This is a genomic window from Pseudomonas sp. CC120222-01a (assembly GCF_003097235.1).
Classification (GTDB): Bacteria; Pseudomonadota; Gammaproteobacteria; order Pseudomonadales; family Pseudomonadaceae; genus Aquipseudomonas.
The window spans coordinates 74,731-92,058 of the sequence record NZ_QEQQ01000013.1; the positions used below are offsets into that span (position 1 = coordinate 74,731).

Annotated in this window: 21 protein-coding genes, 1 pseudogene and 1 riboswitch; of the genes and pseudogenes, 13 read left to right on the top strand and 9 right to left on the bottom strand. The window is 63.2% G+C overall.

The annotated features are described in order from the left end of the window. Positions 1 to 59: 59 nt before the first annotated feature. From N430_RS17435 to N430_RS17445, 3 genes are all read right to left on the bottom strand, one after another. Complete coding sequence (locus N430_RS17435) at positions 60 to 908, bottom strand: TauD/TfdA family dioxygenase (RefSeq protein ID WP_110638045.1); 849 nt, start codon at positions 906 to 908, stop codon at positions 60 to 62. A gap of 13 nt (positions 909 to 921) precedes the next feature. After that, positions 922 to 1,902, bottom strand: coding sequence for a quinone oxidoreductase (locus N430_RS17440; protein WP_110638046.1), 981 nt, complete (start codon positions 1,900 to 1,902; stop codon positions 922 to 924). A 105-nt stretch (positions 1,903 to 2,007) separates the two neighbouring features. Further along, positions 2,008 to 2,307 (bottom strand): MerR family DNA-binding protein, encoded by a 300-nt coding sequence (locus tag N430_RS17445; protein ID WP_110638047.1) that lies wholly within the window; start codon positions 2,305 to 2,307, stop codon positions 2,008 to 2,010. Between the two features lie 243 nt (positions 2,308 to 2,550). Between N430_RS17445 and N430_RS30010 the strand changes: the two genes are divergently transcribed. Then, positions 2,551 to 2,907, top strand: a complete 357-nt coding sequence (locus N430_RS30010; protein WP_371922781.1) for a hypothetical protein — start codon at positions 2,551 to 2,553, stop codon at positions 2,905 to 2,907. A 39-nt stretch (positions 2,908 to 2,946) separates the two neighbouring features. Next, positions 2,947 to 3,312 (top strand): osmotically-inducible lipoprotein OsmE, encoded by a 366-nt coding sequence (osmE, locus tag N430_RS17455; RefSeq protein WP_110638048.1) that lies wholly within the window; start codon positions 2,947 to 2,949, stop codon positions 3,310 to 3,312. A gap of 16 nt (positions 3,313 to 3,328) precedes the next feature. Here the strand turns inward: osmE and N430_RS17460 are convergent, their stop codons facing one another. Continuing rightward, entirely contained in the window at positions 3,329 to 3,658 is a 330-nt protein-coding gene (locus N430_RS17460) for a hypothetical protein (protein ID WP_110638049.1), read from the bottom strand. A 221-nt stretch (positions 3,659 to 3,879) separates the two neighbouring features. Continuing rightward, positions 3,880 to 4,248: a hypothetical protein gene (locus tag N430_RS17465; protein ID WP_110638050.1), complete on the bottom strand. Its 369-nt coding sequence runs from the start codon at positions 4,246 to 4,248 to the stop codon at positions 3,880 to 3,882. Positions 4,249 to 4,496: 248 nt separating this feature from the next. Between N430_RS17465 and N430_RS17470 the strand changes: the two genes are divergently transcribed. Continuing rightward, on the top strand, positions 4,497 to 4,811 hold the full coding sequence (locus tag N430_RS17470) for a hypothetical protein (protein ID WP_110638051.1): 315 nt from the start codon (positions 4,497 to 4,499) through the stop codon (positions 4,809 to 4,811). Between the two features lie 63 nt (positions 4,812 to 4,874). Here N430_RS17470 and N430_RS29470 read toward each other — a convergent pair whose 3' ends face one another. After that, on the bottom strand, positions 4,875 to 5,030 hold the full coding sequence (locus N430_RS29470; protein WP_165837362.1) for a hypothetical protein: 156 nt from the start codon (positions 5,028 to 5,030) through the stop codon (positions 4,875 to 4,877). Positions 5,031 to 5,475: 445 nt separating this feature from the next. After that, positions 5,476 to 5,700, top strand: a riboswitch (cobalamin riboswitch). Positions 5,701 to 5,796: 96 nt separating this feature from the next. On the opposite strand from N430_RS29470, the gene N430_RS17475 reads away from it, so the two are divergent. The 7 genes from N430_RS17475 to N430_RS17505 all read left to right on the top strand — a co-directional run bounded on the left by N430_RS17475 (position 5,797) and on the right by N430_RS17505 (position 12,298). Next, positions 5,797 to 5,982 carry a CbtB domain-containing protein gene (locus N430_RS17475; RefSeq protein ID WP_110638052.1) on the top strand — a complete coding sequence of 62 codons (186 nt, stop codon included), beginning with the start codon at positions 5,797 to 5,799 and terminating at the stop codon, positions 5,980 to 5,982. Positions 5,983 to 5,989: 7 nt separating this feature from the next. Beyond that, entirely contained in the window at positions 5,990 to 6,682 is a 693-nt protein-coding gene (locus tag N430_RS17480) for a CbtA family protein (protein ID WP_110638053.1), read from the top strand. Between the two features lie 17 nt (positions 6,683 to 6,699). Further along, positions 6,700 to 7,092, top strand: a complete 393-nt coding sequence (locus tag N430_RS17485) for a cobalamin biosynthesis protein (protein ID WP_110638135.1) — start codon at positions 6,700 to 6,702, stop codon at positions 7,090 to 7,092. A gap of 30 nt (positions 7,093 to 7,122) precedes the next feature. Next, entirely contained in the window at positions 7,123 to 7,875 is a 753-nt protein-coding gene (gene cobM / locus N430_RS17490; RefSeq protein WP_110638054.1) for a precorrin-4 C(11)-methyltransferase, read from the top strand. A gap of 61 nt (positions 7,876 to 7,936) precedes the next feature. Next, the gene (locus N430_RS17495) at positions 7,937 to 8,179 is read left to right on the top strand and encodes a DUF1272 domain-containing protein (RefSeq protein ID WP_110638055.1); all 243 of its coding nucleotides are present in this window, start codon (positions 7,937 to 7,939) and stop codon (positions 8,177 to 8,179) included. Positions 8,180 to 8,394: 215 nt separating this feature from the next. Continuing rightward, the gene (locus tag N430_RS17500) at positions 8,395 to 9,009 is read left to right on the top strand and encodes a response regulator transcription factor (RefSeq protein WP_110638056.1); all 615 of its coding nucleotides are present in this window, start codon (positions 8,395 to 8,397) and stop codon (positions 9,007 to 9,009) included. Between the two features lie 13 nt (positions 9,010 to 9,022). Next, positions 9,023 to 12,298 (top strand): transporter substrate-binding domain-containing protein, encoded by a 3,276-nt coding sequence (locus N430_RS17505; RefSeq protein WP_110638057.1) that lies wholly within the window; start codon positions 9,023 to 9,025, stop codon positions 12,296 to 12,298. Here the strand turns inward: N430_RS17505 and N430_RS30015 are convergent. The 3 genes and pseudogenes from N430_RS30015 to N430_RS17515 form a co-directional block, all read right to left on the bottom strand. Beyond that, the gene (locus N430_RS30015) at positions 12,273 to 12,767 is read right to left on the bottom strand and encodes a methyl-accepting chemotaxis protein (protein WP_256592145.1); all 495 of its coding nucleotides are present in this window, start codon (positions 12,765 to 12,767) and stop codon (positions 12,273 to 12,275) included. The genes N430_RS17505 and N430_RS30015 overlap by 26 nt on opposite strands. Positions 12,768 to 12,809: 42 nt before the next feature. Beyond that, positions 12,810 to 13,592 (bottom strand): annotated as a pseudogene (locus N430_RS30020) (PAS domain-containing protein); the annotation flags it as partial. Between the two features lie 114 nt (positions 13,593 to 13,706). Further along, the gene (locus N430_RS17515; protein ID WP_110638059.1) at positions 13,707 to 14,726 is read right to left on the bottom strand and encodes a LacI family DNA-binding transcriptional regulator; all 1,020 of its coding nucleotides are present in this window, start codon (positions 14,724 to 14,726) and stop codon (positions 13,707 to 13,709) included. Positions 14,727 to 14,932: 206 nt separating this feature from the next. Here N430_RS17515 and N430_RS17520 point away from each other — a divergent pair, with 206 nt between their 5' ends. The 3 genes from N430_RS17520 (at position 14,933) to N430_RS17530 (ending at position 17,318) form a co-directional block, all read left to right on the top strand. Then, on the top strand, positions 14,933 to 15,472 hold the full coding sequence (locus tag N430_RS17520; protein WP_110638060.1) for a gluconokinase: 540 nt from the start codon (positions 14,933 to 14,935) through the stop codon (positions 15,470 to 15,472). Between the two features lie 112 nt (positions 15,473 to 15,584). Beyond that, positions 15,585 to 16,937 (top strand): GntP family permease, encoded by a 1,353-nt coding sequence (locus N430_RS17525; RefSeq protein WP_110638061.1) that lies wholly within the window; start codon positions 15,585 to 15,587, stop codon positions 16,935 to 16,937. Positions 16,938 to 17,021: 84 nt separating this feature from the next. Beyond that, positions 17,022 to 17,318: a hypothetical protein gene (locus N430_RS17530; RefSeq protein WP_110638062.1), complete on the top strand. Its 297-nt coding sequence runs from the start codon at positions 17,022 to 17,024 to the stop codon at positions 17,316 to 17,318. The last annotated feature ends 10 nt before the right edge of the window (positions 17,319 to 17,328 follow it).

The window sequence follows — 17,328 nt, forward strand, 5'->3', positions numbered from 1 at the left end:
CAGTAGTCCTCGCTATTGTTATTGTGCTGTGCGCCGCGGTCGTATGTGCGGCGGCTGACTCAGAAGGTGCGGCTGCCCTTGATCCCCGCTCGCTCCATCTTGCGATGGCATGGCGGGTAGTCCATGACCGCGTAATGCTGGGTGCTGCGGTTGTCCCAGATGGCCACGCTGTTGGGCTTCCAGCGCCAGCGCACCTGGTACTCGGGCAAGTAGGCCTGGCTGACCAGGTAGCGCAGCAGGTCGGCTGCGCCGGGGTTGGCGTCCTGGCCGAAACGCACACGCTGGGGCGTGTGGTAGTTGCTGAAGTGGGTGGTGAAGGCGTTGACGAACAGCACCTGTTCACCGGTGTCCGGGTGCGTGCGCACCACCGGGTGCTCGGCATCCGGGAACTGCGCCTTGAGCGCCAGGCGCTTTTCGATCGGCATGGCGGCGCCGAAGCTGGCTTCGATGCTGTGGCGTGCGCGCAGGCCTTCGATTTTCGCCTTCACATCAGCGGGCAGGTTCTCGTAGGCCAGCACCATGTTCGCCCACATCGTGTCACCACCTACCGGTGGGCACTCGACGCAGCGCAGCACGCAGCCCATGGGCGGTGCCTCACGCCAGGTGGCGTCGGTGTGCCAGGCGTTTTCATAACGGTCGTTGGGCTGGTCGGGGCGCTTGTAGATCTGCACCAGGCCTGGGTGCTCCGGGTCGCTGCCGGCCACCGGGTGGTCTTCGAGGTCGCCGAAGCGCCGGGCAAAGGCCACGTGCTCGGCACGGCTGAAGTGCTGGTCACGCAGGAACAGCACACGGTGCTTGAGCAACTGCGCGCGCAGTTGCTCGAACAGGTCGTCATCGTTGATCGCGTCAGCCAGGTTGACGCCGCTGATCTCGGCGCCGATCGCACAGGTCAGTTGTTCGATGTGCATGTGGTTGCCCTCTTCAGATGACGAAGATCGACGAGCCGGTGGTCTTGCGCGCTTCCAGGTCGCGATGGGCCTGGACGGCGTCCTGCAGGGCATAGTGCTGGTTGATTTCGATGCGGATGCGGCCGCTGCTGACATGGTCGAACAGCTCGCCGGCCAGGTCGGCTTTTTCCGCAGGGTCGGCAATGAAGTCGGCCAGTGCCGGGCGGGTCAGTTGTAGCGAACCTTTGATCGCCAGCAACTGTGGGTCGAACGGCGGGATGGTGCCGGAGGCGGTACCGACGCAGACCATCAGGCCACGGCGCTTGAGCGAATCGAGTGAGCCCATGAAAGTGTTCTTGCCGACGCTGTCGAACACCACGTTGACGCCAACGCCATCGGTGAGCTCACGCACGCTGCTGGCCACGTCCTCGACGCTGTAGTTGATGATCTGGTTGCAGCCATGGGCGCGGGCGACCTCGGCCTTGGCCTCGGTGGACACCGTGCCGATCACGTTCAGCCCCAGCAGACGCGCCCACTGCGCGACGATCAGGCCGACGCCACCCGCCGCGGCATGCAGCAGCACGGTGTCGCCGGGCTTGAAGTCGTACAGCCGGCGCATCAGGTAGGCTGCGGTGAGGCCGCGCATGGTCATGGCGGCGGCGGTCTCGAAGGCGATGGTTTCCGGCAGTTTGATCAGCGCTGCGGCGGGGATCAGCCGCTCGGTGCAATAGGCGCCGAGGGTGTTGAGGAAACCGGTGTAGGTCACCCGGTCCCCCACCGCCACCTGGGTCACGCCCTCACCTACCGCCTGCACCACCCCGGAGGCTTCCACGCCAATGCCATTGGGCAGCGGGATCGGGTAAGTGCCATTGCGGAAATAGGTATCGGCATAGTTCAGCCCCACTGCCACCTGACGCAGGCGCACCTGGCCCGGGCCTGGCTCACCGACCTCGGCATCCTCGTAGCGCAGTACCTCGGGGCCACCGGTCTGATGGAAACGTACGACTTTGGACATGCTTGTCTCTCCAATCATCGATCTGGACGCAGGGCGTCAGTTCTGGGTAATTGGAATGTAAGCGCTCGGGGGACGGGGTGCTTCGCATCGGGCGACAGCGGGTTTTCATTTGATGACAGTCGGCAGCTCCCCTTCCTGCCACCCGGCAATCAGGCGCTGGGCATTCTCGTCGCAATCCATGCCCTGTGGCTTGCCCTGCATGCCGGCGATCACCGCCAGCAATTGCGCGCGGTTCTGCGCCAGGCGCAGTTGCATGGCTTCAATTTCGGCCACCTTGCGCTTGAGGCTGGCGAGCAGCAGATCATGCCGTGCTGCGCCGTCACCCGATGCGCTGGTCAGTTTGCGCATTTCCTCCAGGCTGAACCCCGCCTGCTGGCCACAGGTGATGATCTCCAGCGACCTCAGCCCGGCGCTACCTTGGAGAACACCGCATGACCCCTTTCCAGCCCCTGCGCCTGCCCAATGGCAGTGTCATCCCCAACCGCATCGCCAAGGCGGCCATGGAAGAAAACCTCGCCAACCAGGACCAGACCCCCTCCGATCAGTTGTTGCGCCTGTATCAGGCCTGGGCCGAAGGCGGTGCCCAAGGCGCGCAGTTCTGGATGCAGATTCCTCGAGTTCGCCCGCGAAATTGCCGCGATTGCCCGCATGCCCGTGATGGTCACCGGTGGCATTCGCCGCCTGCCAGTGATCGAGCAAGTACTCGCCAGCGGTGTGGCCATGGCAGGCATTGCCACCGCCCTGGCGGTCGACCCCACCCTGCCCCGGCGCTGGCAAGCCGGCGAGACCAAGGCCCTGGCCGAACTGCCGCCGATTCGCTGGAAGCGCAAGGCGTTCGCCGCCTTGGCTTACATGGCACTGGTGAAGCTGCAGATGCGCCGGCTAGCCATGGGCAGCAAACCGAAGGCCAAGGCCTCGCCCCTGCGCGCCCTGCTGCTGGAGCAGTGGTGCACGCTGCGCCGAGTGAAGCAATACAAGCGTATGATGAATAGCCGACTGGATTGATGCTGTTCCGTTACGGCGTTCTCTGACGGGAGCACTGCCATGAACCAATCAACTTGTGCGCTGATGCTGGCAATGGCAGCGCTCACGGGCTGTTCGAGTCACTCATCCCTCTACCATGATCAGCCGTTGGTAGCCAAAGTCGACACCGGCATGAGCAAGGCGCAAGTCCTGCAAATTGGCGGCAAACCGAGCGCCCAGTCCGACCGCACGGTAGTACCGGGTACTTGCTTCGACTACATGCTGAGCAAGCCGGGGCAACAGCAGCAGCCTTACATGGTCAGCTTCGATCAGGCCGATAAGGTCGACAAGACCAGTTTCATCACCTGTGCCGAATGGAGCAATGCGCAGCAGAAGTCCCGGCAGGCATTACCCAGCATGGGCGGCATGGGCGGGGCGGGCTACTGATGCAACCGGCAGCCGGTCACTCAAGGCACTCTCTGGCGGCCAGGCGCAGCTTGTCGCTCGACAGGAAGCTGCCTTTGTAGAAAGTTGCCCGGCTGCCATCGTGATATTCGACGACTTCCAGCACTTCGTCTGAAGTCACCGCGCTCGGTGCGGTCAAGCGGTAACCATGGCTGATGGACTTTTGCGTGGTCTGCGGCGACAGCGCCTGCCACTTTGGCAATACGCAAGCGGCGTACACGTCCGGGGATTTCGAAGTCAGCTTACTGGCAGTAGGCTTGCCTGGGTTTGCGCAAGCAGCAAGGCTTGCAGCGAGTGCGGCACAGAACAGGATGCGAAAGGTTGGCATTTGCAATTAACCAGACTGGAACGTGCGCCATTCTAACCAGATTCGTGCCAATGGAGTAATCCACCAAGGTCGCGAACAGGCTTGATTGCCATGGCGCAAGACTTCCGTCGAATGGGCAGGACCGCTCCATCCCTTAGAATGAAACACGCTGATGGATCAGCACCCATCGCAAAAAGCCCGCTCTCATGTGCGCGGGCTTTTTGCTCTTGCAGATCAACGGTTCAGGCTTTCTTGCACATCAATGCAGCGTCTAGCAATCTGCCATGGTCGTACCAGGCGTCGCGCTGGTAGGCCGTGAACTGACGCTGGGTTCCGGTGCCGCGCAGTTCCACCAAACCTTCGGCCTGGGTGGGGTCGGTACTTTCGACATACAGCTTGACCGAGTTGTCGCCATCGACCTCATAGGTTTTCACGTTACCTTGAAGTTCACCTTTGACACACCCCAGATAAGCGGGCGTGCTTCTGTCGGTAGTGCCGGACGTATAATCATGGCCATCCCGCACATCCCGGTTCTGTGCGCACCCGGCCATGAACAACGTGGTAAGAGTGGTTAACAGTATTGCGCCTGTGACCGATCTTGAACGCTTCACGCGACACGCTCCTGCTGCCCCATCGAGAACTTACGAAAGAGTGGCCAAGCCGAACGCCCTTTTTTGGTTTTCGTGTGCCTATGTTACTGCGCAAAGTGCGCAGCACATTAGGCTTGTTTGCTATATGGGCAAAGTCCCATTACTGGCAACGCCCCCTCTTTCGCACTATTTCTTTAGCCGAACGGAACGATTTCAATCAGCCATGATTCTCATGCGTATCGACCCGGCACATCGTTCAGGAGAAACCCATGGTGTGGTGGCTGGAAGTACTCGCCCAGTTCGTGACCTCTGCGGGTCTCGCCGTGTTCAGCATCTTTGTGTTCTGGGCCTGTACCCTGGCATTCGGCAAGGCGCACAACGTGCTGCTGTCAGCCGCGTTGGCGCTGGCCCTGCTGGGCATTGCCGCCTTTCCCCATGGGGTGAGCTTCGCCATCAGCCAGCAGGCGCTTCTGGGGGATGGCAGCGAATTCCTGTTGCTGGTCGCGGACGCATTGGGAGTGATCTGCGCCGTAATGATTGCATCGTTCTTCTTCAACCCTGGGCGGTTACTCGACGCGTCATGATTGCAATCGGGCTATCCGCTCAGCCCTGGGTCGGCGAGCGAACAGCCGTCTGTATCACTACTGTCAGCGTGGGCCGCCACCGTGCCCGCCGCCCATCATGCCTGGGCCGCCATGCCCCCCACCACCACCGCCTCCTGGCGGCATGAACATCCAGCAACCTGCCAGCGTGGATACCAGTGCAGCCACCACGGCGGCACGCAATACATGCTTCAACTTCATTACAGCGCTCCAAAAGGCGAAAACCGGTGCCCTGCCTTATGGAAGGCAGGGCAGCGCTGCCAGTGTAAATTCCAAACCGGCCAGCCCGGGCGAGCTTTTACATAACTTTACTGTTGCGTGGCACAGGGCTGGTCGCAAGCGCAAGGCATGAAGTCAATGCTGCCTTGCGTCAGTAGCGACGATAGTCCTGGTGCCCCCCACGGTCTCCATCGTAGTAATGCCGATGGTGGTGATCCCCGTCGTGCCAGTAAGGCCAGCAGCCACTGAGCAACAACAACCCTGACAACACGACAACCCATGCAGTCTTGCGTTTCATGTGCGTACCTCCGGCCAGGCGAAGCGAGGCCTTGCTTACGTTGGACTGCGCAAAAAAGGGAGGTTCGGGCCGGTCGCCAGCCGCTGATCGTGTTTCATCTGTATTTGACGCCACCCTCGCCGCGTGCTCTCCTTACGCCTTGCGTCAGGTGCCCCCATCGGGGGTGAAACGGGAAATCGGTGCGTCGCAGGCCCTTGCCAGGGCCGGGCAAATCCGGTGCTGCCCCCGCAACGGTAAGCGAGCGAAGCGTCCAGACCACTGTGCCACGCAGTCCGGCATGGGAAGGTGATGCTTTTCAAGGAGCCCTGCTCCTCCTCGCAAGCCCGGAGACCGGCCTGGCGTTCATGAACACCCCGCGGTGGGCGGGCGCTGTCGCATTCCCTCGGGCGCCTTGCGCCCGGGATTGCCGCGCCTGTCCGTTGCCCTTACAAAAAAGCAGAGGATCGCGTCATGCCCATCACCAGCGCCAAACACAGCATCGCCACTCCCGTCACCCTCAGCCAGCGGGTGGTCATCGCCGTCGGTGCCAGCCTGCTCGGCCTGTGCCTGGTCTACTTTGCCGGGTTCTCGCACATCGAAGCCGTGCACAACGCCGCACACGACACCCGCCATAGCGCCGCCTTCCCTTGCCACTGAGGCTGCCATGATCAAGCGTATTGCCCGCACAGCCGGGTTCAGCGGCCTGCTCGCCGCGCTGTTGCTGACCCTGCTGCAAAGCTTCTGGGTCGCACCGCTGATCCTCGAAGCGGAAACCTATGAGTCGGCCGCCCCCGCTGCCGAGCACCACAGCCACGGCGAACAAGCCGACGCTGGCCACAGCCACAGCGAAGAAGCCTGGTCGCCTGAAGATGGCTGGCAGCGCATCCTGTCGACCACTGGCGGCAACCTGGTGGTAGCCGTCGGCTTCGCCCTGATCCTCGCCGCCCTGTACAGCCTGCGTGAGCCGGGCCGTACCAGCACGGGTGCGCTGTGGGGGTTGGCCGGTTTTGCCGTGTTCTGCCTGGCCCCGACCCTGGGCTTGCCACCGGAACTGCCAGGCACTGCTGCCGCCGACCTCGGTCAGCGCCAGAGCTGGTGGGTCGGCACCGCCGCCGCGACCGCACTGGGCCTGGCGCTGTTGGTGTTCGCGCGTCATGGCTTGCTCAAGGCACTGGGCGCCGTCTTGCTGGTGGTACCCCACGTGATCGGCGCGCCGCAGCCGGAAGTCCACGAAAGCCTGGCCCCGCAAGCCCTGGAGGCTCAGTTCAAGATCGCCTCCTGGCTGACCAACGCGGCCTTCTGGGTAGCGCTGGGCCTGCTCAGCGCCTGGCTGTATCGCCGCTCCAGCCACGCCTGATGGCCATCGAGCAGCCAATGCCGGCGCTGTATGCCGGCTTGGGTTGCCGGCGGGGCTGCCCGGTGGACGTTCTCGAGGCCTTGCTGCAAGACGTGCTGCAGGTTCACGGCCTTGACGCCACGGCACTTCGCGGCTTTGCCAGCATCGCTGGCAAGGCCGACGAGCCAGGCTTGCAACAACTCGCCGCACGTCACGCCCTGCCGCTGGTGGTTTTCACCGCCGAGCAACTGCAGGCATACGCGCCGCAACTCAGCCACCGCTCTGCAGTCGCCTACGCCCACAGCGGCTGCTGGGGCGTTGCCGAGAGCACGGCACTGGCTTTGGCCAGCCTCAGTCACGCCAGCGCCATACTCAAGGTGACCCGCCAGGTGCGCGGCCCCGCTACCCTGGCACTGGCCTGCGTCAGATAATCGCTTCTTTCATCTATTCAAGGATTTGCCATGACGGTCTACTTCATCGGCGCCGGCCCCGGCGACCCGGAACTGATCACGGTCAAGGGCCAACGCCTGATCCGTGAGTGCCCGGTGATCATCTATGCCGGGTCGCTGGTACCTGCGGCGGTGCTCGAAGGGCATCAGGCCGAGACGGTCATCAACAGTGCCGAACTGCACCTCGAGCAAATCATCGACGCCATCGGCGCCGCACATGCCAAAGGCCAGGACGTGGCCCGGGTGCACAGTGGCGACCCCAGCCTGTACGGTGCCATCGGCGAGCAGATCCGCCACCTGCGCGAACTGGGCATCGATTACCAGATTATTCCCGGCGTCACCGCCACCGCCGCCAGCGCGGCGCTGCTCGGCTGTGAACTGACCCTGCCGCAAGTGGCGCAGACGGTCATCCTCACCCGCTACGGCGACAGCTCACCGATGCCCGCAGGCGAACAGCTCGGTGATCTGGCCCGGCATGGCAGCACCTTGGCCATTCACCTCGGGGTCAAGCACCTGCCACGCATCGTCGAAGAATTGCTGCCCCACTACGGCCCCGACTGCCCGGTTGCGGTGGTTCATCGTGCTACCTGGCCGGACCAGGACTGGGTGCGTGGCACGCTGGCCGGTATCGTCGATCAGGTTGCCAGCAAGGGCTTCCGCCGCACCGCGCTGATCCTTGTCGGCCATGTGCTCGGCGATGCGCCGTTCGCCGAGTCGGCGCTGTACCGCGCCGGCCACGCCCACCTGTACCGCCCCGGCGACTAGCATTGCCAAGCTGACGAGGGGCGGAGCAGACTGCGCACTCCACCAGACCGGAGGGATAACCATGCTGGAGCTGCGCCCGAATTGTGAATGCTGCGATGCCGACCTGCCGGGCGATAGCCCTGACGCCTTGATCTGCTCGTTCGAATGTACCTTCTGTCGCGACTGCGCTGACCACCGCCTGCAGGGCCGTTGCCCGAATTGCGGCGGCCAGTTGCTGGCCCGCCCGACGCGGGTGGGCCAGGCCTTGCGCAACAACCCCGCCTCGACCCAGCGTGTCCTCAAGCCTCACCCGACCTGCGCCTGACCCTCCGCCGACACAGGCATCGTCGCTTGCGAGGGTGCCTGTGACGGCCACCTTGTAGGAAATTTCTACAATACCGGCTCGCTTGTTCAACACATCTATACTCGCCATTACCAGGGATCCGGAATGGTCGTATCGTGCCGCACAGCAGAAAAAGCTTGCAGACGTATTCCTGATTGCTTCGGGAAACCGACCACATTCCGACAGGAGTTAGTGACATGACAACCGTGCTGATCGTTGATGATCATGCCATCGTCCGTTTTTCCTTGCGCATACTGCTCGAGCGAGAGCGCTTCCGTATCGTCGGCGAACTCGACAATGGCAGTGAAGTGGCGCAGAAAGTGCGCGAATTACGCCCCGACGTGGTACTGCTGGACATCGGGCTCCCCGGCCTGGATGGCATGGAAGTCATCAAGCGCCTGCAACAACAAGAGCCAGCCCCCAAGATCATGGTGCTGACCGGGCAGGCCACCGATCTTTACGTACGCCGCTGCCTGGATGCCGGCATCGGTGCATTCGTCACCAAAGGCGAAGACCTTGAGGCCGTGGTGTTCGCCCTCAAGGCCCTGATCAAGGGCTACTCGACCTTCCCCCAGATGGCGGTGAACAGCAATACCCTGGAGAGCGAACCAGAGCGCCTGGGCAGCCTGTCCAACCGCGAGATGGAAGTGCTGCGGCGCCTGACTCGTGGCGAAAACAACAAGAACATCGGCGCTTGCATGAACCTGAGTGCCAAGACCATCAGCACCTACCGCGGCCGCATCATGGAAAAGCTCAAGACCGAGTCACTGGTGGAAATGGTCGACCTGGCCAAGCGCAACCACGTCAATTGAGCGTGCGGGTAGCATGAAACCTGTCCTGGCTGGCCTGACCCTGCTCATCGCCCTGCTCTGCTGCCCACTCATGGCGCTCGCCGACGGTGAGCCACGGCATTTGCTGGCACGCGCCACCAGCGCCGCAAAACCTTTGCAACTGGATGACGCTGACCGACAGTGGCTACAACGGCGCGGCGTGTTGCTAATGGGGACTTCACAGCCAGATTATCCACCCTTCGAGATCAACGTCAGCCTGGCCGATTACGAAGGCCTCAGCGCCGACTACGCCGGGCTGATAGCAGAGCAACTTGGCGTGCCGATCGAGGTCAGGCGCTTCGCCAGCCGCCATGAAGCGATCGCCGCGTTGCGTGCTGGCACCATCGACCTGCTGGGCAGCTCCAATGGCTTCGAAGCTGCCGATGCCCAGCTCAGCCTCAGCCTGCCCTATGCCGACGACCTGCCCGTAATCGTTACGCGCGAGGACGCCTCCCTGAAACAGGCCAAGGACCTGGCTGGCTTGCGCCTGGCGATGGTCGACCACTACTTGCCAGGCGAGACCGTCCGCGCCCTCTACCCCAAGGCGCAACTGAGTCTTTATCGCTCGACCCTGGCAGGCCTGGCAGCGGTCGAAATGGGTGAGGCCGACGCCTATCTGGGCGATGCCATCAGTACCGATTTCCTGATTGGCAAGAGTTACCAGGGCACGGTGAAGATCGATCACTTCTGCCAGGTGGCGCCCGGTACCTTTGCTTTCGCTTTCGCCAATGACAACCCGCGGCTGCGCCGCCTGGTCGACGCAGCCATGGCCAGGATCACCGAAAGCGAGCGCCTGAACATTCTGCGGCGCTGGAGCAGCGGCAATACCAGCCTGTTGCTGGAGCGTCACCTGTCAGTTCTGACGGAAGAAGAAAAGGACTGGATAGCCCGGAATCCGACGGTCAGCGTGCTGGTCGACACGGCCTTGGCCCCATTGACGTTCAACGACGCCCAGCAGCATCTCAGCGGTATCACCGTCGACCTGCTCAAGCAGATCACCTTGCGTACCGGCTTGCAGTTCAGGTTCATCGAGCAAGGCACCGTGCAGCAGATGGTTGAAAAGGTCGCACACGGCGAAGCACAGATGATCGGGGCGCTGGGCTATGGCACGGAACGCGCCGCGCAACTGCGCTACACCCGTCCCTATCTGGTCAGCCCCAGGGTGCTGGTGACTCGCAGCCAGGCACCGACGCCGCTGCACGCCAGGAACCTGGATGGGCAGCGCATTGCCCTGTTGCAGGGCTCGCACCTTCGCGCCGAAGTACTGCGCCGCTTTCCGCAGGCGAAACTGGTCATGGTCAACAACCCGCTTGGCCTGATGGAGACGGTGGCCAACGGCGATGCTGATGCCGCCTACAGCAGCTATATCAATGCCTCGTACTACATCAACCAGGTCTTCAAGGGTCGCCTGCGTATCGCCGGTATCCTGGGAGACGAACTGGCCGTCGCCGCCTTTGCCGTGGCGCCTGACCTGCCGCAACTGCAGGCCATCCTCGACAAGGCGCTGATGAGCATCCCTCCGGAAGAGCTGGAGCAGCTGATAAACCGTTGGCGCACCAGCACCTTGGTCAGCGACAGCCCTTGGCGCAACTACCGCACCCTGGCCCTGCAAGTGTTGGTGCTATCAGCCTTGCTGCTGGCGGGCGTGGTGTTCTGGAACAGCTACTTGCGCAAACTGATCCACCAGCGCACCGAAGCCCAGCGCGCACTGCAGGCGCAGCTGGCCTTCAGTCGCGGGCTGCTGGAGCAACTGCGCCAGGCCAAGGACGAAGCGGAGCAAGCCAGCAAGACCAAAAGTGCATTCCTGGCGACCATGAGTCACGAGATCCGCACCCCCATGAACGCGGTCATAGGCCTGCTGGAACTGGCGCTGCAAGACAACCGCTCAGGCCACTGCGATACCCAGACCTTGCAGACCGCTCACGACTCTGCCATCGGCCTGCTCGGGTTGATCGGCGATATCCTGGACATTTCCCGCATCGAGTCCGGGCACATGACCTTGCAGCCAGTTGCCACCGACCTGGTCGAACTGCTGCGCAGCACCCTGCGCGTGTTCGAAGGCAATGCTCGGATAAAGGGCTTGCACCTGCAAGGCGAGCTGCCAGACACTCCGCTCTGGGTGCTGGCTGACCCGTTGCGAGTCAAGCAAATCCTCTCCAATCTGTTGAGCAATGCCATCAAGTTCAGCGATCGTGGCGACGTGCAGGCCCGCCTCACGTTCAAACCCTCGAGCGCAGGCGACACGGCGTGGGTCGAACTGGGTGTGACCGACACCGGTATCGGCATTTCCGCCCAGGATCAGGCCCGGCTGTTCAATACCTTCACCCAGGCCTCAGGGCCACGGGCGAGCCAAGGCGCGGGGCTGGGGCTGGTCATCAGCCGGACCCTGACCGAACTGATGGGAGGCACACTGGACCTGCAAAGCGTAGAAGGCGTCGGCACGCGTGTGCGCGTCCAGTTGCCGCTGCAACTGAGTGCGCCACCTGCACCAGGGGAACAAAACGCGGTCGCCGACAACGAAGACCGCGGGCCGCTGAATGTCCTGGTGGTCGATGACTACCCCGCCAACCTGCTGCTGCTGGAAAAACAGCTGCACAGCCTCGGCCATCAGGTGACGCTGGCCGAGAATGGTGAAGCGGCGCTGGCCTTGTGGCAAGCACAGGCTTTCGACCTGGTCATCACTGACTGCAGCATGCCGGTGATGGACGGCCATGAACTGGCCCGCAGGGTTCGGCAACTCGAACAACAACGCGGGCAGCCCGCCTGCAGCATCCTGGGGGTGACCGCCAATGCCCAGGCCGAAGAGCGTCAACGCTGCCTGGAGAGCGGCATGGACGACTGCCTGTTCAAGCCCATCGGGCTGCAGACACTGAAGGCTCACCTGCCACAGGCACGCTCCGCACCTGCTGCACCCGCGCCAAGCGAAAGTGGGTTCGACCTCAACGAGCTGCAGCACCTGACCCAGAATGACCAGCAGCTGACCAGCCGCCTGCTCGAACAACTGACGCAAAGTGCCCGCGAAGACCTGGCCGCCCTGCAGGCCCTTGATGCGGTGAGCGACCGCGAAGCATTGCGCGCGCTCGCTCACCGCATCAAAGGGGGCGCCAAGATGCTGCGGGTACGCGGGGTGGTCAAGGATTGCGAAGCCATCGAACAGGCCCATGCCCAGGGGCTGCCGACGAGCGCGCTGCACCTGCAGCTGGAAACGAGCCTGCAGGCCTTGCTGCGGGAACTGGGCGATGCCCTCAATGCAATTGCAGCGTCGAGTTGATCTGGCTGATGGCGTCGACCACGTGACGCGAACCCTGCTGGATCTCCATGATCACCGTCCCTGCCTCGTTGGCCAGGGCAACGCCATGCCCGGTGCGTAACAGGCTCGACTGCATGCTGGCCACGGCGGTCAGCGACAGGTCGTGGTTCTGGCGCACCACATCGACGATTTCCAGCGTCGCCTTGCTGGTGCGCGCCGCCAGGCTGCGTACCTCGTCGGCCACCACGGCAAAGCCACGGCCATGCTCACCGGCCCGGGCCGCCTCGATGGCCGCGTTCAAGGCCAGCAGGTTGGTCTGGTCGGCGATGCCGCGAATGGTCAGCACGATCTGCCCGATCACATCCGACTGCTTGCTCACCGCATCGATGCTGCGCGCGGCATCATTGAGCTCCTGGGATATCTGCTCGATGACCGCTACGGTCTGCTGGACGACCTCGGTGCCCTTGCGCGCGCAGGCATCGGTCTGCACCGAACTGGCGTGAGCCGCATCGGCAGCGCTTTGCTGGGTGCTGACCTGCGCAGTGATGTCGCTGGCGAACTTGACCACTTTGTACAAGCGGCCCTTGTTGTCGAAGATCGGGTTGTACGAGGCCTCCAGATACACCGTCTGGCCCTGCTTGTTGATCCGCTCGAAGCGGTGCGAGTGATATTCGCCGCGGTTGAGCGAAGCCCAGAATTCGCGGTATGCGCCGGATTCGCGTTCATGGGGCAGGCAGAACAGCCCATGGTGGCGCCCCACGACTTCCTCCAGGCGATAACCCATGGTCGCCAGGAAGTTCTGGTTGGCCTTGATCACCCGCCCTTGCGGGGTGAACTCGACTACGGCCATGGACCGGCCAATGGCCTTGAGCAGGCTTTCGCTCTCATGTTCGTCCTTGACCCGCTGGCTGATATCGGCCGCCACCTTGATCACGCTGGTAACTTGCTGTTGCGCGTCGAGCACCGGCATGTAGCTGGCCTCCAGCCAGACCTCGCGGCCAGCCTTGTCGACGCGCTCGAACGTGCCGCTGATGGCCTTGCCCTGCCCCAGTTCATGCCACAGTTGCTGGTATTCGGCGCTCTTGGCGTAGCCTGGGTCACAGAACAGCCGGTGGTGCTTGCCGCGCAGCTCGTCGACGCTGTAGCCCATGGCCTGGCAAAACTGGGCATTGGCATCAAGAATGGTACCGTCTGGGGCGAACTCGATCATGGCCATGCAGCGGCTGATCGCGGCAAGCTTGGCCTGGCTCTCGGCCAGGGCCTCACGGGTACGCTGAATCTCGATCAAATCAGACTTACGGTGGAAGTCGAACATGGCGCCAGGATCCTTGATGCCCAGGGTTTTCTGAGCATAGATCGGCTTTGTTGCCGTGCAAGCCAAGTGATATCACTTGGTGATTAACCCGTTAGCGACGTTTCCTGCAAAACCTCATGAACTCTCGCGCACCATCAGCTCAAAGCCCAGATCCTGCTGCTCGGTCGCTACCCGCTTGCCATCGAGCAACGCCAGCAATGCCTGGGCGGCCCCCCGACCAACAGCCGCCCGCGGGGTGCGAATGGAAGTCAGCCGCGGCACCATGTGCGCCGATGCGGGCAGGTCATTGAAGCCGACCATGGCCACCTGGCGTGGCACCTCGATGCCTTGACGCAACGCTTGCAACACCGCGCCCTGGGCAAGGTCGTCGTTGCAGAAGAAGATGCCGTCCACATCAGGCGCCTGCGCCAACAGCTGGCTGAACAGTTCGCTGCCCAGCGCAATGGATGACGGTTGTGGCGCCAGGATCTCCAGCTCGGTGGCCTGCATGCCGGCGTCAGCAAGGGCCTGGCGGAAGCCTTCGGCGCGCTGCATCACCCGTGGGTCGAGCTGCGCGGCAATGAACGCCAGGCGCCGCCGGCCACGCTCGATCAGGTGCGTCGCTGCGGCCCGCCCGGCCTGCTGCTGGGAAAAGCCCACCGACAACGCGCCCGCCTCACCGCCCAGCTCCATCATGTGCACGCAAGGCACGCCGCTGGCGGCCAGCATCTGCCGCGCCGCATCGCTGCGATCGAAGCCGGTGAGCAGCATGCCGCAGGGCTGATAGGCCAGGTAATTGCGGATCAGGTTTTCTTCTTCGTCGAGATCGTAGTGATAGTTGCCAATCAACACTTCGAGCCCACGCGGGCGCATGACCTCGTGGATAGCCTCCAGGGTGTCGATGAACAGCTGGTTGGACAACGACGGAATCAGCACCACCACCGACTGGCTGCGCGCCGACGCCAGCGCCCGGGCCGCCGGGTTGGCGACGTAGCCCAGAGAAGCAGCGGCAGCCACGACCTTTTCCACCAGTTCCGGCGCAACCGTGCTGACCCCGCGCAGCGCGCGCGAAGCGGTAATCGGGGAAACCCCGGAAAGCCTGGCGACTTCAGCCAGCGTGGGACGACCTGTGGTGCGGGAGCCTGTGCGCGACATGGATGTTGTAATTTTACTACTTGCAGGAATGGGGAACGGCCACTAAGGTAGCGCTGTCTCAGGACGCAGGCAATGTAATCTTTGGTAGTGGCCACTGCAGCATGCTGCCAAGCGTCCATACTGCGTAAGGACAAGATCAATAACACCGGGGAGGTGGCGTTTCGTTTGCGACGAGACAGCGCTATCTCACCCCGCAGGAGGTACTGATGAATTCTCCCCTGTCCGCCATCGTGGTGATGGGCGTGGCCGGCTGCGGCAAAAGCTGCGTCGGTGATGCCATTGCCAAGCGAAGCGGCGGTCGCCTGATCGAAGGCGACGCATTCCACCCTGCCGAAAACATCCGCAAGATGAGCGCCGGCATCCCCCTGGACGACGATGACCGTGCCGGCTGGCTGGTGCGCCTGGGCCAGGAGCTGCAAGCAACGGTGCAGGCTGGCGAACGGCCGATCCTCACTTGCTCGGCGCTCAAGCGCCGTTACCGCGACACCCTGCGCGCGGCGATGCCGGAGTTGGTGTTCGTGTTCCTCGAACTCACCCCTGCCGAGGCCGAAAAGCGCGTGCTCGCCCGCCCCGGCCACTTCATGCCGGCGAGCCTGATCGACAGCCAGTTCGCCGCACTCGAATCCCCCCGCGGCGAGCCGCTGACCCTGCCGCTGGACGCCACGCAACCGATTGCGGTGCTCGCCGAAACGGTCGACGCCTGGCTAAAGCCCTGCGGTGAGCGGAACCTGGCGCGGACTGCCTGAACCGGCGGTTTTTCCGGCTCACCAAAGATAGCGCTGTCTCGACGCCGGAAGGCGGCGAAAGTTCAATAAAAAGCTACGCCAAAAACAACGATAAGACCGAGGCATCACAACCATGTTCGGACTGGCTACAGATACCTACCTGCTGCTCGACGCGCTGGTCACCATCGTCGGGCTGATCCTGCTGATCACCCATTTCAAGGTCCACCCCTTCGTCGCCCTGACCCTGGCCGCCGGCTTCCTCGGCCTGACCTCCGGCATGCCGGTGGCCAAGGTGATGAAGTCGTTCCAGGACGGTTTCGGTGGCGTGCTCGGCTTCGTCGGCATCGTCCTCGCCCTGGGCACGATGCTAGGCAAGCTGATGGCCGACTCCGGCGGCGCCGACCAGATCGCGCAAACCCTGATCCGCGCCTTCGGCAAGAAGAACGTGCATTGGGCAATGATGTTCGCTGCCTTCCTGGTCGGCATTCCGCTGTTCTTCGAGATCGGCTTCGTGCTGCTGATTCCGCTGGTGTTCATCGTCGCCCGGCGCTCGGGCGTGTCGCTGGTCAAGATCGGCATCCCGCTGCTGGCCGGCCTTTCGGTGGTGCATGGCCTGGTCCCGCCACACCCGGGCCCGCTGCTGGCGATCGGGATCTTCCACGCCGACATCGGCAAGACCATCTTCTATGGCCTGCTGGTGGCGTTGCCCACGGCGATCATCGCCGGCCCGCTGTTCGGTAACTTCATTTCCCGCTACATCCCCGGCAACCCATCGCAGGAGCTGATGGACCAGATTGCCAAGGAATCGGACCAGAGCAACCTGCCCAGCTTCACCATCACCCTGATCACCGTGCTGCTACCCGTGGCGCTGATGCTGCTCAAGACCTTCGCCGATGTGGTACTGCCGGCCGAGCACATCATCCGCCAGTGGATGGACCTGATCGGCCACCCGATCACCGCGCTGCTCGCCGCCCTGTTGCTGGCCTTCTATACCTTCGGCTCGGCCCGTGGCTTCAGCCGCCAGCAGATCATGAAGATGCTCGACCAGAGCCTGGCACCGACTGCGGCCATCGTACTGATCGTCGGTGCCGGTGGCGGCTTCAAGCAGATGCTGGTGGATACCGGCGTGGGTAACGTGATCGGGCAGATGGCCGTGCAGGCGGAAATTTCACCCATTATGCTGGCCTGGCTGGTAGCGGCGGTGATCCGCATCGCCACAGGTTCGGCGACCGTGGCGACCATTACCGGTGCCGGCATCGTCGCCCCGGTGATCGACCTGGTGCCAGGGGTCAACCGCGAACTGCTGGTGCTGGCCACCGGCGCCGGCTCGCTGATCCTGTCCCACGTCAACGATGCTGGCTTCTGGCTGGTGAAGCAGTACTTCAACATGACCGTGGCCGAAACCTTCAAGACCTGGAGCATGATGGAGACGATCCTGTCGATCGTCGGCATCATCTTCATCATGGCGCTGTCGACGGTAGTGTGACCGCTGATCGGGGTGATGGCACCTGAGCATCGCGGGTAGGGCCCAACGCAAGTATGTGCCCTACCCAATGCAAAGGAGCCTGCCATGCCCCGTTCAACCTTGCTGTTGCTTGCCCTGCTCAGCTCGCCGCTGGCCCTGGCGGTCGGCACCGGGCCCACCTACCCCGATGACCCGCACAACCCGGCGCCGCAGCCGGGTGTCGACAGCACCCTGAACCCCATCGAAAAGCCCATGCCCAGGGATACCGACCCGCGCATCCAGGGCAATGACCCGGAAAGCCCACCGGCCAAGCAGAATGACAACCGCGACCTGCCGGGGATGGATGGCAGCGGCTCGGAAAGGACTGGGCGGCAAGGCGGAAACAGCTCAGAAGGTCAATAAAGCTCAAGGG

Excerpts from the sequence above, each read along its gene's own strand:
- N430_RS17435 (WP_110638045.1), bottom strand. The coding sequence starts at position 908 with ATGCACATCGAACAACTGACCTGTGCGATCGGCGCCGAGATCAGCGGC.
- N430_RS17440 (WP_110638046.1), bottom strand. The coding sequence starts at position 1,902 with ATGTCCAAAGTCGTACGTTTCCATCAGACCGGTGGCCCCGAGGTACTG.
- N430_RS30010 (WP_371922781.1), top strand. The coding sequence starts at position 2,551 with ATGCCCGTGATGGTCACCGGTGGCATTCGCCGCCTGCCAGTGATCGAG.
- osmE (WP_110638048.1), top strand. The coding sequence starts at position 2,947 with ATGAACCAATCAACTTGTGCGCTGATGCTGGCAATGGCAGCGCTCACG.
- N430_RS17460 (WP_110638049.1), bottom strand. The coding sequence starts at position 3,658 with ATGCCAACCTTTCGCATCCTGTTCTGTGCCGCACTCGCTGCAAGCCTT.
- N430_RS17470 (WP_110638051.1), top strand. The coding sequence starts at position 4,497 with ATGGTGTGGTGGCTGGAAGTACTCGCCCAGTTCGTGACCTCTGCGGGT.
- N430_RS29470 (WP_165837362.1), bottom strand. The coding sequence starts at position 5,030 with ATGAAGTTGAAGCATGTATTGCGTGCCGCCGTGGTGGCTGCACTGGTA.
- N430_RS17475 (WP_110638052.1), top strand. The coding sequence starts at position 5,797 with ATGCCCATCACCAGCGCCAAACACAGCATCGCCACTCCCGTCACCCTC.
- N430_RS17480 (WP_110638053.1), top strand. The coding sequence starts at position 5,990 with ATGATCAAGCGTATTGCCCGCACAGCCGGGTTCAGCGGCCTGCTCGCC.
- N430_RS17485 (WP_110638135.1), top strand. The coding sequence starts at position 6,700 with ATGCCGGCGCTGTATGCCGGCTTGGGTTGCCGGCGGGGCTGCCCGGTG.
- cobM (WP_110638054.1), top strand. The coding sequence starts at position 7,123 with ATGACGGTCTACTTCATCGGCGCCGGCCCCGGCGACCCGGAACTGATC.
- N430_RS17495 (WP_110638055.1), top strand. The coding sequence starts at position 7,937 with ATGCTGGAGCTGCGCCCGAATTGTGAATGCTGCGATGCCGACCTGCCG.
- N430_RS17500 (WP_110638056.1), top strand. The coding sequence starts at position 8,395 with ATGACAACCGTGCTGATCGTTGATGATCATGCCATCGTCCGTTTTTCC.
- N430_RS17505 (WP_110638057.1), top strand. The coding sequence starts at position 9,023 with ATGAAACCTGTCCTGGCTGGCCTGACCCTGCTCATCGCCCTGCTCTGC.
- N430_RS17515 (WP_110638059.1), bottom strand. The coding sequence starts at position 14,726 with ATGTCGCGCACAGGCTCCCGCACCACAGGTCGTCCCACGCTGGCTGAA.
- N430_RS17520 (WP_110638060.1), top strand. The coding sequence starts at position 14,933 with ATGAATTCTCCCCTGTCCGCCATCGTGGTGATGGGCGTGGCCGGCTGC.
- N430_RS17525 (WP_110638061.1), top strand. The coding sequence starts at position 15,585 with ATGTTCGGACTGGCTACAGATACCTACCTGCTGCTCGACGCGCTGGTC.
- N430_RS17530 (WP_110638062.1), top strand. The coding sequence starts at position 17,022 with ATGCCCCGTTCAACCTTGCTGTTGCTTGCCCTGCTCAGCTCGCCGCTG.